Here is a 13,983-nt window from a genome sequence, read left to right as displayed (position 1 = left end):
CCGGTTGAGCAATTTCGAAGGAACGTCAATGCGCAAAGCCCGCAGTGTCATCATATGGGCCGTGGTTTCGCTCTGCATGATCGTGCTGATCACGTTGCCGGTCAACCTGCAGACCCAGCTCATCACCAGCATCACGGTCGTGACTGTGATGGCGCTGATCAAGGTGCTGAAGGGCGAGGGGACGTGGCGCCTGGTGGCGCTCGCGTTCGGCACATCGATCGTGTTGCGCTATGTTTACTGGCGCACCACCAATACGCTGCCGCCTCTGAACCAGCCTGAGAATTTCATTCCCGGCCTGCTGCTCTATCTTGCCGAAATGTATAGCGTTGCGATGCTGGCTCTCAGCCTCTTCATCGTCGCGACGCCGCTGCCGTCGCGCCCCTCGCGTGCCGCCAAGAATGAGCGTTTCCCTCATGTCGACGTCTTCGTGCCATCCTACAACGAGGATGCCGGCCTGCTGGGAAACACGCTGGCCGCCGCCAAGGCCATGGATTATCCGGCCGACAAGCTGCATGTCTGGCTGCTCGACGACGGCGGCACCTTGCAGAAGCGCAACTCCGGCAAGCTGCTCGAAGCCCAGGCTGCTGCTGCCCGCCATATCGAGCTGAAGCAGCTCTGCGACGATCTCGACGTCAGCTACCTCACGCGCGACCGCAATGAGCATGCCAAGGCCGGCAATCTCAACAACGCGATGAAACTTTCGACCGGCGAACTCATTGCCGTCTTCGATGCCGACCACGCGCCGGCCCGCGATTTCCTGCTCGAGACCGTCGGTTACTTCGAGGACGATCCGAAGCTTTTCCTTGTCCAGACCCCGCACTTCTTCATCAATCCCGACCCGCTGGAGCGCAACCTGCGCACCTTTGACAAGATGCCGAGCGAGAACGAGATGTTCTACGGCATCATCCAGCGCGGCCTCGATAAGTGGAACGCCGCCTTCTTCTGCGGCTCGGCCGCGGTTCTGAGCCGCAGGGCGCTCGAATCCCAGAACGGCTTCAGCGGCATCAGCATCACCGAGGATTGCGAGACGGCGCTGGCGCTCCATGGCAGCGGCTGGAACAGCATCTATGTCGACAAGCCGCTGATCGCCGGCCTGCAGCCGGCCACCTTTGCAAGCTTCATCGGCCAGCGCAGCCGCTGGGCGCAGGGCATGATGCAGATCCTGCGCTTCCGCTTCCCGCTGCTGAAGCGCGGCCTGACGATCCCGCAGCGCTTCTGCTACATGTCCTCCACGCTTTTCTGGCTCTTCCCGTTCCCGCGCACGATCTTCCTGTTTGCGCCGCTCTTCTACCTGTTCTTCGATCTGGAGATCTTCACCGCCTCCGGCGGCGAGTTCCTTGCCTATACGCTCGCCTATATGCTCGTGAATCTGATGATGCAGAACTACCTCTACGGGTCGTTTCGCTGGCCCTGGATTTCCGAGCTCTACGAATATGTCCAGACCGTGCATCTGCTGCCGGCTGTCGTCTCCGTTATGCTCAATCCGAGGAAGCCGACCTTCAAGGTCACCGCCAAGGACGAATCGATCGCCGTCAGCCGTCTGTCGGAGATCAGCCGGCCGTTCTTCGTCATCTTTGCGGTGCAGATCGTCGCGCTCGTCATCACCATCTACAAGATCTACGCCGAACCCTATAAGGCCGACGTCACGCTCGTCGTCGGCGGATGGAATCTCATCAACCTGATCATGGCCGGCTGCGCACTTGGTGTCGTGTCGGAGCGCGGCGAGCGCGCCTCGTCCCGTCGCGTCCGCGTCAACCGGCGCTGCGAATTCGGCGCCAACGGCAAGTGGTACACGGCCTCGATCGAAGATGTTTCGGTTCACGGCGCAAGACTGCACATCTTCAACAAGCATCTCGACGAGATGCTGGTCGGCGCCGTCGGCGAAATCCGCTTCCGGCCCTATAGCGGCGCGGATCTGGAAACCCTGCCGCTCATCGTCCGCAACATTGAGCCGTCGGGCGACATCAGCAATGTCGGTTGCCAGTACGTGCCGAAAAGCGCGCTCGACCATCGCCTGATCGCCGATCTGATGTTTGCCAATTCTGACCAGTGGACCCAGTTCCAGGCCTCGCGCCGCCGCAATCCGGGCCTGATCCGCGGCACCATCTGGTTTCTCGGCATGTCGTTCTACCAGACGAGCCGCGGCCTCGTTTACTTCTTCCGCAGTATGCGGCCGGAGCGAGAAGCCCAGCAGCAGGCGGCAAAGGTCAACGCCGGATGAGAAGGATCGTCGCCGCCTCGCTTCTCCTGCTGAATGCCTCCGCCTTCGCCCAGGCGCAGACGGCACCCTTCGACATGTCCGGCGAACGGCCGCCCGGTGCGTCTGTTGCCCCGAGGTTGACGCCGCCCACGCCGTCCGCAGCCACCGCGCCTCCGGTTTCCGTCTTACCCGCACCTGCAACCCCGGCTGCTCCTGCTCCTGCTCCCGTTCCTCCGCCGATCGCCGTCCAGTCACCGCAGTCGCAGCCGCCCGCGCTCCAGCCAGGAGCGGCGGCAAACAGCGCTGCGCCGCTGCGTGCCGGCGATGTCCGTCGCTTTGTCGTGCCCTTTTCGAAACTCGGCCTCGGCGGTGAATACGATCGCCGGTCATGGTCTATTTATCTGACACCGGAGCAGGCGGCGGCCAAGGCAAGCTTCACCTTCGCCTACCAGAATTCGATCGTCGTCGCGCCCGAGGCCTCGGCGCTGACCGTCTATCTCAACAATCGCCCGATCGGCCAGCAGCGCGTCGGCTCACCGGATGGCCCTTCGACCGTCACCTTCGAGGTTCCAACTGGTCTGCTGCAGCCGGGCGCCAATCTCGTCACCTTCGAAGCCGGCCAGCGCCACCGAACCGACTGCAGCATTCAGTCCACCTATGAACTGTGGTCGAATATCGATCCGGCCGGAACCTATCTGAGCTTTGCCGGCATGGACGTTGCCCAGCTGGCGAGCGCCGACGCAATCCGCGCCATCGGCGTTGACGGTGCGGGCAAGACGGAGTTCGACATCGTTGTCCCCGCGTTGGAGCAGCCGGGAACCACCAAGCCGCTGCTGCGGCTGGCGCAGGGCCTGTCGGTGCTGAGCAGCATGCCGAACCAGATCTTTGCCTTCAGCACCGCTTCGCTTCCGGCCGCCGGCCCTGGCAAGCTCAGTGTGCTCGTCGGCACCGCGGCGGAGCTGCGGCCGCTCTTTCCTGGTCTGCCGCCCGGCGCTGAAAGTGCGGCACTCGCCGCTTTCGTCACCGACCCACGCAGCGGCTCGCCGCTACTTCTGATCAGCGGCCCCTCCTGGCAGGCGGTCTCCTCGGCGATCGACACTATCGTCTCGCCGACAGACCGGTCCTCGGATGTTCGCCGCGACGTGCTGACCACCGAGCGCTGGAGCGCGCCGAACGCGCCGCTGGTCTTTTCCGATACGAATATCGCCCTGTCTCAGCTCGGTGTGAAGACCACCGAATTCTCCGGCCGGCGGTTGCGTACGAGCTTCAATATTGCCGTGCCGGCGGATTTTTATGCCAATGCCTATGGCGAGGCGAAGGTGCTGCTCGACGCCGCCTATACCGACAACGTGCTGCCCGGCAGCCACATCGATATCTACGTCAACGACAACATCGCCTCCACCGTACCGATCACCACGACCACTGGCGGTATTCTCCGCCATCTGCCGATCCGCGTGACGATGCGGCACTTCAAGCCAGGTCTCAATTCGGTGGCGATCGAGGCGATCCTGATGACCAAGGACGATGCCGCCTGCGCGCCGGGCGCGACCGCCGGCGCCACCCCGCGCTTTGCCCTGTTCGATACATCAGAGCTGGAGATTCCGGATTTCGCCCGCGTCGGCCAGCGTCCGAATCTGGCGGCGATGGCCGGCACCGCCTATCCCTATGGTCGGGCCACGGAGCCGACGCCGCTCTTTATCGACCGCGTCGATGCCGACACACTTTCGGCCGCCGCCACGTTGCTCGGCCAGATGGCGATCACGGCCGGCCATCCGATCGCCGTCGAAACCGTCGCCTCGCCGAACATGATCGGCGATCGCGACGCCATCTTCATCGGTTCCATCTCGCAGATGCCGGCAACCGCGCTGACGCAGACCAATATCTCTACGGCGAGCCAGGCCTCGTGGCGCCCCGTCGTCGAAACGCAGGCGGGCGTCGTCGACACCGGTACGGCCTTCGAAGAGTGGAACTCCAAAGTCAGCGGCGGTGTCCTGCGCAGCCGGATCACTGCTTTCCGCGAGTGGCTGTCGCGCAATTTCGATATCTCCCGCAGTTCGCTGCAATTCGTTCCCGGCGCCGAGGAGATCTTTACCCCGCCCAACGCCGCCACGCTTATGGTTGCCCAGGGCTCCAGCCCCGCGGGAGCGGGCTCATGGACGGTGGTGACGGCGCCGTCGGCGAAGGATTTGCGCGCGGGGCTCGAGGTCCTGACCGAGCAGTTGAACTGGCCGCAGATATCAGGCCACATCACCACCTATTCGAGCAAAACTGGAAAGATCGACACGGTGCCCGTCACCCGCTTTGATTTCGTGCCGTCCACCCCGTGGTCGATCGCCAATTTCCGCCTGATCGCCGCCAACTGGCTGTCGACGAATATCCTCTCCTATGCCTTCCTGCTGGTCGTCTTTGTACTGCTGATCGGGATCACCACCTCGAGCATGCTCGGAAGGCTGGGTCGGTCGAAATGAGACGGTTACGCGCGCTCCTGTTTGCGGCATCGGTCGCRCTCGCTCCCGCGGGAACGCCCGCCGTTGCGCAGCAGGCGATGATCAATGCCGGCGCATGGTCGGCCTACAAGGCGAAGTTTCTCGATGCGACCGGCCGCATCGTCGATAACGGCAACGGCAATATCAGCCATAGCGAAGGGCAGGGCTACGGCATGCTGCTCGCCTATCTCTCGGCAAGCCCCGCCGATTTCGAACAGATCTGGTATTTTACCCGCACCGAACTGCTGCTGCGCGACGATGGCCTGGCCGTCTGGAAATGGGATCCAAACATCAAGCCGCACGTCTCCGATACCAACAATGCCTCGGATGGCGACATGCTGATCGCCTATGCGCTGGCGCTGGCCGGCACGGCGTGGAAACGCGAGGACTATATCCTCGCCGCCTCCCGCATGGCGCAGGCGCTGCTTGCCGAAACCGTTGTGCGCTCGGCCGGCCACACACTCCTGTTGCCGGGAAGCGAGGGGTTTACCGGCACCGACCGTGACGACGGTCCCGTCGTCAACCCGTCCTACTGGATTTACGAGGCTATCCCGGTGATGGCGGCGCTCGCTCCGTCGGATGCCTGGAAACAACTGTCGGAAGATGGCGTGGCGCTGCTGAAGACGATGCAGTTCGGCCCGCGCAAGCTTCCCGCCGAATGGGTCAGTCTCAGCGGCCAGCCGCAGCCTGCGCAGGGTTTCGACGCCGAATTCGCCTATAACGCCATCCGCATCCCGCTCTATCTCGTTCGCGGCGGCGTCACCGACAAGGCCCTGCTGACCCGTCTGCAGCAGGGGATGTCGAAAGACGGTGTTCCCGCGACCATCGATCTGACCACCGGCCGGCCGAAGACCGTGCTGCCGGACCCCGGTTATCGAATTGTTAACGATGTTGTGGCCTGTGTACTCGACGGGACCAAGCTGCCGGGTTCGGCCCTGCAATTTGCGCCCGCACTCTATTATCCGTCCACGCTTCAGCTGCTGGGACTGGCCTATATCGGGGAGAAGCATCCGGAGTGTCTGTGAAGTCTTCTCTCGTGGCGGTATCAGCGGCAGTCGTGGTGGCGACCCTCGTCACCGGGCTGAAAGATCGTGCCGCTCTGCAGGAAAGGTTCGGCCTTGGATCTGCCGCCAAGCCGGCGCCGGAACTGATGATGATGGGCCGCATCAAGCCGACTGATGCTTCCGCCGGCAATCCCCAATTCAATGCGCAGCTGGTGGCCGACAAGATCGAGGCGATCACATCCCCGTCACCGCCAGCACTGGATACACCCGTGCCGAATGCCGCAGCACGGCAGCCTGCAGTCTCGCCGCCCGTAGCACCGCAACCTGTGGCACCTCAGACGGCCGTCCAGCCGGCGCCGGTCACGCCCCCCATCGTTTCCGAGCCACAGGCTCCACCACAGGCCGCCGCGCCGCCGCAGCCTACCGTTGATGAAAGCGCGCTTCGTTATTTCGCCAGCCGCGGCGACAAGGTGCGCCTGCAAGCCGAAATCTCCCGCCTTCAGGCGCTCTACCCGAACTGGGTTCCGCCGGCCGATCCGCTCGCCGTGCCGCAGAATGGCGACAAACGGCTCGAGGCCATGTGGCAACTCTATTCCGATGGCCGCTATGCGGAGCTGCGCAAGGCGGTCGCCGACCGCCAGGCAGCCGATGCCGGATGGCAGCCGCCGGCCGATCTGCTCGACCGGCTCGACGTCGCCGAGGCCCGTGCCCGCCTCGTCAATGCGTCGGACCTCAAGCAATATGCGACGGTGGTCGATATTGCCGCCGCAACACCGAGCCTGCTCACCTGCAGCGAGGTCGATGTTCTCTGGCGCGTCGCCGAAGCCTTCATCCAGACGGAGAGGGCGAAGCGCGGCCAGGATGCCTACACCTATATCCTGAAGAATTGCACCAATCCGGCCGAGCGGCAGGCGACGGTCGAAAAGGCCTCGACGCTGCTCGGCTACCAGCCGATGCAGGCACTGCTCACACTCGAGCGGCCTGCCGCCGACGGCAGCAAGGAATTCGATGCGATCCGCGATAACCTCGCCCGACGATTCATGGCCGAGGGCAATGACGATCCGAATCTCGCCATCGCGCCCGATTATGTCGCCCGCCTCGAAAAACTCGCCGAGACTGGGGGGCTTGCCTCCGATGCGCTGCTGCTCGGCTGGTACCAGCTTCGCCGCAACAATGATGCCGATGCCGAGAAGTGGTTCCGCGCCGCCCGAGCCAAGCAAGATTCGGCCACTGCTTCGCAGGGGCTAGCGCTGGCGCTGATTGCCCGCAAGGCGCCTGAGGAAGCCGAGGACGTGATGTTCCGCTGGCGTGCCGATTCCGAGGATGCGACATCAACCTATCTCGCCGCCACCGCCAACCTGATGGCGTTGCAGCCGCCGGCCGATTTGGCCGAAGACGTGCTGCATCGCATTGCCGCCGAGGTCATCGCTCGGAAATACGTACCGACGGCGCAGCAGTTCGGCTGGTATGCCCGCTCCCTCAACCAGTTCCAGACCGCTGCACGGTGGTTCGAGACGGCGCTTGCCTGGAAACCAGATGACGAACCGTCCGCCTATGGCCTTGTCATCACCCGCGAGCAGCTGAGCGACCGCAAGGGCGTGCTCGACCTCCAGCGCTCCTGGGCCGGCCGGTCGAGCCGGATCACCAATCTCGAAGATACGTCCTCCCTGACGCCGAACGCCGTCACGCCGCCGCCGGAGAAGGGGGGGCTTGCAGCACAGCAACCGGCTCAACCGACACAGCGTCCCCCGACGGAGCCACTTCCGGCCGAGCGCCGCGTCACCCTGCAGCCGGGGTCGGAAGTGGTCGTTCGCGCGGCGGGGCCGGCGATGGAGACGGTGACCGTTCCGCGTGGTCGGCGCCAGACGCGCGGCTGCTCGACGACAATCGATGCCGGACAGCTCAGCCCGGCCGACGCGCTGTCGCGTGGCTGGTGCCTGATGGATATCAACCGGCCGATGGAGGCAGTCTCGGCCTTCGAGGCGGCATTGCGAAGCCCGGCCCGCAAGGTCCGTGAAGACGCAGCCTACGGCCAGAGCCTGGCTTATCTCCGCGCCGGCCTCTCCGGCAATGCCGCCGTCGCAGCCACCAAGGCGCCGCAAAACCGCCAGCGTGCCGCCGAGCTTCAGGTGGCGATCCTCGCCGACCGTGCGCTTTCAGCCTTTGACGCCGGTCGTTATCGCGAAACCCTCATCTATCTCGATCAGCGCGCCCAACTGCAGCAGGAGCGTATCGACCTGATGGTTCTGCGCGGCTACTGCTATCTCAATCTCAAAATGTACGGCGATGCGACCCGCATCTTCGAAGCCGCTGCTGCGACTGGCAGCCGCGATGCTGCCCGCGGTCTGGCCGACGTTAGAAACGTCACGCATCCCGACGTCAACGACTGACGTTGACGCTGCCGCCGCTCTCCGTTACTCGCCTGCTTAGCTTCAAAATGTCCCAGCGTCCTTTGCGCGTCTTCAAAGACGAGCGGCGCGCTGTGGACCCGCAAGGAAACGCCCGTGCCCGCTCTCCATGACATCCTCGACAGGTCCTACGATGCCTTCCTTTTCGATATGGACGGAACGCTGCTGAATTCCATTGCCGTTGTCGAACGCGTCTGGAGCGAATGGGCAAGACGCCACGGCTTCGAGCCGGAGGTCTTCCTGAAGACGATCCATGGCATCCGCGCCTCCGACGTTATCCGCGGGCTCGGCCTGCCCGGCGTCGATCCGGCCCACGAGGCGGATCTGCTGCTCGCCGAGGAAATGCAGGATGTCTCCGGCATCGTCGAGATCCCCGGCGCCGTCCGCTTCCTCTCCGCCATCGCCGAGGGCAGGTGGGCAATCGTCACTTCGGCGCCGATCGAGCTTGCCAGGCGCCGCATGGCCGCCGCCGGCATCCCGATGCCGAAGGTCATCGTCAGCGGCCAGGAGGTCAAATCAGGCAAGCCCAGCCCCGAAGGATATCTGCTCGGCGCAAGCCGCCTCGGCGTCGATCCGAAAAAATGCCTGGTCTTCGAAGATGCCGTCGCCGGCATCCTCGCTGGCGAAGCTGCCGGCGCCGGCGTTACCGTCATCACCGAAACCCACGCCACACCCTTCGAAACACCGCATTTTTCGATCGCCAACTACCAGGCATGGCAGCCAATCCAAACCGCCGAAGGCCGGCTGAAGCTCGCCACGATCTGACCATTCCGGCAAACTGCTTCCTTTTTGTTGGAGGCGAAGTTTTTCCGCTTGCATTGCACGCGCTGAAAAACTAAACGAAGCAAGCCGTTTCGGCAGGTCGGGGCGTAGCGCAGCCCGGTAGCGCACTTGACTGGGGGTCAAGGGGTCGCTGGTTCGAGTCCAGTCGCCCCGACCATTTATCCCCTTGAAATCCCAGTCAGAATCTCATTTTTTGCGTCCCGCTAGCGGCGGAAACGGAACGAGACATAGGCAGAAATGCTGAAACGGGAACCGAACGTCCCGAACGACAATGTCATTTGTTCATGTTGCAGGCGAGCTATAGCGCCGCCATTGCAAACGGCGGCGGGCCTTGGGGCCGCCTTCAGTGCGGTTTCTGAGCGATCGCGATCATCGATTTCGCCAGCAACGGAATTCTTCCGACATATTCGAATTCGACGTCTTCGAAGCCAGTTTCGACCARCAGCGTGCTGAGCGTTTCGGGAGACCAGAATTTGATATGGCCATGGTCCTTGAGGGGCATAAAATGGTCGTCCATCTTTCCGCTCACGGCCAGAGCCAGATTTTTCCAGTAGCCGTGGAAAGGCGTCGATACGACCGCGATGCCGCCAGGCTTCACCAGATCGTAAATGGTGGTCGAGAAGGCCTTGGGATCATAGACATGCTCCACCACCTCGAGACTGATGACCGCATCGAAGGTTCCATACCGGCTGGAAAGATCTTCGTAACCGGAACCGATTTCCAGCGAAAGATCAGGGTGGGCCGTTCTCGCTTTCGCGATGCCGTCCTGGGAGGGATCGACACCGACGACGTCATAGCCTTTTTCCGCAAGCACGGCGGCAGCACCGCCGGTGCCACAACCGAGGTCGAAGACTGCCGTTTCATTTGCCTCCTGGAAACTGTTCTCGAGAACATCGACAACGGCCGGCAAAATATAGGAATGGGCTGTCGCCGGCTTGGCGTGTACATAGGTAGTCGCGTCTAGTTCGATAGACATTTTACCTCCTGAAAATCTGAAGAAGTGAGCCGCCACCGCAATGGTAGGGCGGACTTTGACGGGAGTGTGGTGTCGTTGTGGTATTAAGGTGATTAACACCGAAGGCGTTCGCGGCTACTTAGGCTAAGGGAGCGCCCGCCGTTTGGCTGTACCGACTGCGCGCGACATCCTCCAATGCGCCCGACGCCCGCTCCATCGGGATCCCGAAGCTGATTGACAGGGTGCCGAGAAGATGCTGAAAACGGGCCGCATTCGGGTTTTCCGCATTCTCGTGGCCCAAGAGGCCGCTGCATCGGCTCCGGCCGCGTCGACCATTTAAAATAAATAAGGCGATGAAATACTCTTTGAGAGTGCATCGCAAATAAATCCTTTAGTTCTTTTTGGTACTCCCTCAGTGGGGGAGGCGGTATTTGTTGCCTTTTGTTAAGGCTATACCCAGTTTTGAAGTTATCAACCCAATTTTGGATTGAAAAAAATCTGAAACCTCTTCGCATTCTCGCGAATATGTGTAGATTAACATTATCCCGATCACAGATAGCCTAGTCGAGCGCATGGCGGATATGAAGCACAATCTAACTTGCAGGCAGAGCCTCGCCAGCGCGTTCCAGGCACTGTCGGACGAGGCCGTCAAAGCCGGCTGGTCGGAAGGCGATGTCGCCCTCGCGCTTGCCGAACTCGCCGAGGAGCGGGTGATTGAGATTACCGCCAAGGTGATCATGGAAGGCTCCATCCATCCCCAACGAGTCGCCGCGGGCGGCCGCAACAGCTAACCCCTGTTACACCAGCAATCCTGCCGTTTTCGCTGCCGTGATAAAGGAAGTCTGTGCTGCGCGCGGGCTGCACAATCCGTCGAGCGCATCCAGGCAGTGCTGGCGCGCAACTCGATAATCGCGCCCACGCTTGCTCGGCCACCGTTTCAGATATTCGGCGGCCTCCCAGACGGTGGAAACGATCAGGCTGCTGTTTGGAGAAACGACCCGGACGGGGGAGGGAAAGCGTTTTTCACTCACATCTGCACTCATGGATTTCTGCTACAAAACGCGGCCACAACGCGTGGGACAAAATTTTGTTCCAAATTTTGTCCCACGGGAATTTGCGCAGTTGCTAAAGTTCAGGCCCTCGCGCATAATGACTTTATGACGGTTGCGGAGGGCGGCCGGCGATCCAAGCGTGGATGCGTTTGCCCTCGGAGGATTGCGGCATGATGTTACGGTCATCAATTCATCCGCATGATTTACCGCTATTTTCGGAAGATCTCGATCTGCTTTCACAAGTGCTCGACAAGGTCTGCGATGAACGCGGCCTGGTCAAAACGACGCCGGAGGCCGAGCGGATTGGTGCGGTCATCATTCAGCTCTACAGGCAGGGCGTGAAGGACGGCGGCAAACTCGCCGACCTTGCAAAAACCTATCTTTGAAGATCAGTTCTGTTCGATCGAGACACCGTTCTTACCGATGCTCATCTCGATCCCCTGCGGCTTGTTTTCCTCGTGGAAGATATAGGCGCCGAGGCCGATGACGGCGACGACAAGAACGCCGATGATGACGTAGAGACCATTGCTGCGATTCAAGAGATTGCCCCCGATATGTTATGGGACAGCAAAACGCTCGGGCGACCGATTGGTTCCGTCAGTCGTCGTTAGCGGCGTTGAGGTTTTCCGGTCGGATGCCGTCATCGCTGGAACTGCGTGCGCGTAACCGGATGCCGGGGCCGCCTTCATCCTGATTGCCGCTCGACAGGAAGATGATGCCGTTCGCCTCGAGCGTGCTGCGCACATCGAACAGCGCGTGCGGCTCGCCCGCGAATTCGCCGTTTTCCAGCGCTGTCACGGTCTCGACCGGCAGCCCGCTAGCGGCGGCGAGCTCTTCGATGCTCATTCCGATCATGGCRCGCGCGCCGCGTATCTGCGTTGCTGTTATCATGATCGAAAATCTAGCGCATTTCCAGCGCTTCTCAAGTGGCCGCGCTGTCACGTTGGCCGGTTTCGCTTCCTAAGGCGCACACTCTTCAAACTTCCCTCAATTTTACCCCAAATAGATCGTCATGCATGCGCTCGACCGCGATTCCCATTCCTCCCATGAGGGCGGCCCGGTTCCCAAAGCGACTGATCTCGATGCGCGGCGGATAAGGCGTACAACGCGGCAGGAAACCGCGGATGGCGTTTACGAGTTCCGGTCTTGCGCCGATGCTGCCACCGGTGATTACCAGTTCAGGATCGAGTGCCGCTCCGATCGCAGCAATGGCGACTGCGACCAGCCTTGCCGTCTCTTCGATTGCGGCCACGGCGCTTGTTTCTCCCGCATTAAACGCGGCGAAGAGATCGGCCACGGTGGATGCATTACGCCCGCCGAAACCGACGTAGCGGCGCAACATAGCGACGCTGCCGACCGCACTCTCAAAGGTTCCAAGCGTAAATCCACCAGGATCAAAAGCATCTCCACCGATCGGAAGATAGGCGATTTCGCCGGCCGCCCCACGCGCGCCGCGCAACAGAGTTCCGTTGGCGATGATGCCCATGCCGACGCCCGTGCCGAGAGCAACGAAAGCAAAATTGCTGGTTTCGACACCGTGTCCCCGCCATTTCTCCCCTTGCGCGGCCAGGTTGACGTCATTTTCAACGATCACGGGTATCCCCATTCTGTCGCTGAAGACTTGCCGCAGATTTATGGCGTCGATGCCGGGGATGCTTGGCGCTACGTTGATATGTCCGGTGGCCGGATCGAGCACACCGGGACTGCCGAGAACGACGAGACGAAGTTTGTCGGCAGTCGTCCCGGCCGCAAATGCGAGTTCCACGATAAGATCACTGAACTGATTGACGAGATGCATTCCGCCGCGCGGATCGGTGGATACTTTGGTTTCAGCAACCACATTCCCTAACAGATCGCAAATAGCCGCAGCAATCTTGGTGCTCCCGAGATCGATGGAGACGGCCAGTCCCGCTCTGGCATTGATTTCATAGGTGATCGCATTCCGGCCCGGGCGACCATCAGTCTGCCCGACTGGTTTCAGCCAGCCGTTATCCTCAAGGTCGCGCACGACATCGGAAATGGTCTGCTTTGACAAGCCGGTTAGCTTGGCAATATCGGCGCGAGAGATCGATCCGTTGGCGAACACGGTTCGGATGACGGCATTGGTTGAAATTTTTCGTGCGATCGGAGTCTGTGCGACAGAAGATGTCATTGCCATCCGGCTAGCTCAGTCCAATTAGTTCGGAGCACATACTTAATGGGGGCGATTTTGAGTTCGCAACTATCGAGACCAACTGGAATTCAATACATCGAAGTAAGTAATTTGTCTATGTCCTTGACAAATGGGAGGCCAGCTGTAGGCTTTGGATTAACGTGCGATGAAAATGCGCGATGAAATAAAGAGGGTCGAGTAGAAGTATGCGCCATACGTATCGTCTGGTCAGCCGTGCGCTCGCCAAGATCGCCCAAAGAGGAACCGGCCGAGGCTTACCTGGCTATTTCCCTTTTTGCGCCCCGCCGACCCCTTGAACCTGGCTGCCGAGGATTTGCTCATGATGAAGCCCTCGATTGATGGACAGCTTTCCGCCGAGCAACCTGTTTTACTGCCGATTATGGCACCACGCCTTCAGGCGGACATTCATCCAGATGGACACGCTGATCTTGCCTTGTGGGGAGCAGGCAGCTCTGGGCGTGTGAGATTTTCGCCAATCAAGGGTCCTTATACCTACGAGACAGGGCCTTGCCGTGCCTGGCAGAAACCAGGAAGTGCTTCAACCCAATCCCTGATCAATCCGCATAGCAAAGGCGACGGAGCCATCGTGCTCGAATTCGGAAAAGCCAAGGTGACGGTAGAAACCCTTGGCGCGTTCGTTGTTTGGGTCGACCCCGAGATGCACGGCTTCGACCCCGTGATTCCGAAGCGCTTGAAGCTCCGTGCCGATCATCCTGCGTCCCCAACCGCTTGCCTGAAGTCCGGGAAGGATGTTGATGTGAAGATGCGCCGGATACTGGTCTTGAAGCCACGCCGTTCCGCTGCGCGGATTTTGAATTCGTTCCATCACGTCGGCGTCGCGCGGACGGGTGGGTGCCAGTCCCGCAATCTGCTGGCGGACGAACGGCCACCAGTTTGTCTGCAAGTCTCTGTCGAACCCGCC

Annotated in this window: 13 protein-coding genes, 1 tRNA gene and 1 pseudogene; 9 read left to right on the top strand and 6 right to left on the bottom strand. The window is 61.3% G+C overall.

Annotated features, from left to right (window positions below; translation table 11 throughout):
* Nucleotides 1–28: 28 nt before the first annotated feature.
* From bcsA to AC1D1Z_RS18735, 6 genes are all read left to right on the top strand, one after another.
* Nucleotides 29–2,221, top strand: a complete 2,193-nt coding sequence (gene bcsA / locus AC1D1Z_RS18760; RefSeq protein ID WP_446958293.1) for a UDP-forming cellulose synthase catalytic subunit — start codon at nt 29–31, stop codon at nt 2,219–2,221.
* A complete protein-coding gene (locus tag AC1D1Z_RS18755) occupies nt 2,218–4,668 on the top strand; it encodes a cellulose biosynthesis cyclic di-GMP-binding regulatory protein BcsB (RefSeq protein WP_446983322.1) in 2,451 nt (816 codons plus the stop codon). Before bcsA ends, AC1D1Z_RS18755 begins: the two co-directional genes overlap by 4 nt.
* On the top strand, nt 4,665–5,711 hold the full coding sequence (locus AC1D1Z_RS18750; protein WP_131703106.1) for a family 8 glycosyl hydrolase: 1,047 nt from the start codon (nt 4,665–4,667) through the stop codon (nt 5,709–5,711). The genes AC1D1Z_RS18755 and AC1D1Z_RS18750 overlap by 4 nt, the downstream gene beginning before the upstream one ends.
* Complete coding sequence (locus tag AC1D1Z_RS18745; RefSeq protein WP_446983323.1) at nt 5,708–8,080, top strand: cellulose synthase; 2,373 nt, start codon at nt 5,708–5,710, stop codon at nt 8,078–8,080. The genes AC1D1Z_RS18750 and AC1D1Z_RS18745 overlap by 4 nt, the downstream gene beginning before the upstream one ends.
* A 114-nt stretch (nt 8,081–8,194) precedes the next feature.
* Complete coding sequence (locus AC1D1Z_RS18740; protein ID WP_130716127.1) at nt 8,195–8,863, top strand: HAD family hydrolase; 669 nt, start codon at nt 8,195–8,197, stop codon at nt 8,861–8,863.
* 98 nt (nt 8,864–8,961) lie between these two features.
* Nucleotides 8,962–9,038: transfer RNA gene (locus AC1D1Z_RS18735), tRNA-Pro, on the top strand.
* Nucleotides 9,039–9,224: 186 nt separating this feature from the next.
* On the opposite strand, the gene AC1D1Z_RS18730 is transcribed toward AC1D1Z_RS18735, so the two are convergent.
* Entirely contained in the window at nt 9,225–9,857 is a 633-nt protein-coding gene (locus tag AC1D1Z_RS18730; protein ID WP_018241538.1) for a class I SAM-dependent methyltransferase, read from the bottom strand.
* Nucleotides 9,858–10,408: 551 nt separating this feature from the next.
* Between AC1D1Z_RS18730 and AC1D1Z_RS18725 the strand changes: the two genes are divergently transcribed.
* Nucleotides 10,409–10,627: a hypothetical protein gene (locus AC1D1Z_RS18725; RefSeq protein WP_018447490.1), complete on the top strand. Its 219-nt coding sequence runs from the start codon at nt 10,409–10,411 to the stop codon at nt 10,625–10,627.
* Nucleotides 10,628–10,633: 6 nt separating this feature from the next.
* Here AC1D1Z_RS18725 and AC1D1Z_RS18720 read toward each other — a convergent pair whose 3' ends face one another.
* Nucleotides 10,634–10,879, bottom strand: a complete 246-nt coding sequence (locus AC1D1Z_RS18720) for a DUF982 domain-containing protein (RefSeq protein WP_018241540.1) — start codon at nt 10,877–10,879, stop codon at nt 10,634–10,636.
* Nucleotides 10,880–11,058: 179 nt separating this feature from the next.
* Between AC1D1Z_RS18720 and AC1D1Z_RS18715 the strand changes: the two genes are divergently transcribed.
* The gene (locus AC1D1Z_RS18715; protein ID WP_018069423.1) at nt 11,059–11,274 is read left to right on the top strand and encodes a hypothetical protein; all 216 of its coding nucleotides are present in this window, start codon (nt 11,059–11,061) and stop codon (nt 11,272–11,274) included.
* A gap of 3 nt (nt 11,275–11,277) precedes the next feature.
* On the opposite strand, the gene AC1D1Z_RS18710 is transcribed toward AC1D1Z_RS18715, so the two are convergent.
* The 3 genes from AC1D1Z_RS18710 to AC1D1Z_RS18700 form a co-directional block, all read right to left on the bottom strand.
* A complete protein-coding gene (locus AC1D1Z_RS18710) occupies nt 11,278–11,427 on the bottom strand; it encodes a hypothetical protein (RefSeq protein ID WP_018241541.1) in 150 nt (49 codons plus the stop codon).
* A 58-nt stretch (nt 11,428–11,485) separates the two neighbouring features.
* Nucleotides 11,486–11,779 (bottom strand): helix-turn-helix domain-containing protein, encoded by a 294-nt coding sequence (locus AC1D1Z_RS18705; RefSeq protein ID WP_018241542.1) that lies wholly within the window; start codon nt 11,777–11,779, stop codon nt 11,486–11,488.
* 85 nt (nt 11,780–11,864) lie between these two features.
* Nucleotides 11,865–13,046 (bottom strand): ROK family transcriptional regulator, encoded by a 1,182-nt coding sequence (locus AC1D1Z_RS18700; protein ID WP_168298127.1) that lies wholly within the window; start codon nt 13,044–13,046, stop codon nt 11,865–11,867.
* A 334-nt stretch (nt 13,047–13,380) separates the two neighbouring features.
* On the opposite strand from AC1D1Z_RS18700, the pseudogene AC1D1Z_RS18695 reads away from it, so the two are divergent.
* A pseudogene (locus AC1D1Z_RS18695) lies at nt 13,381–13,593 on the top strand (glycogen debranching protein); the annotation flags it as partial.
* Between the two features lie 6 nt (nt 13,594–13,599).
* On the opposite strand, the gene AC1D1Z_RS18690 reads toward AC1D1Z_RS18695, so the two are convergent.
* Nucleotides 13,600–13,983, bottom strand: a 384-nt coding sequence (locus AC1D1Z_RS18690) for a GNAT family N-acetyltransferase (RefSeq protein WP_477851559.1), incomplete at its 5' end; no start/stop codon positions are given.

Source organism: Rhizobium sp. P1_E1, assembly GCF_056406015.1.
The sequence above is the reverse complement of the archived record's forward strand: the minus strand, read 5'-3'. Positions and strand labels throughout refer to the sequence as shown.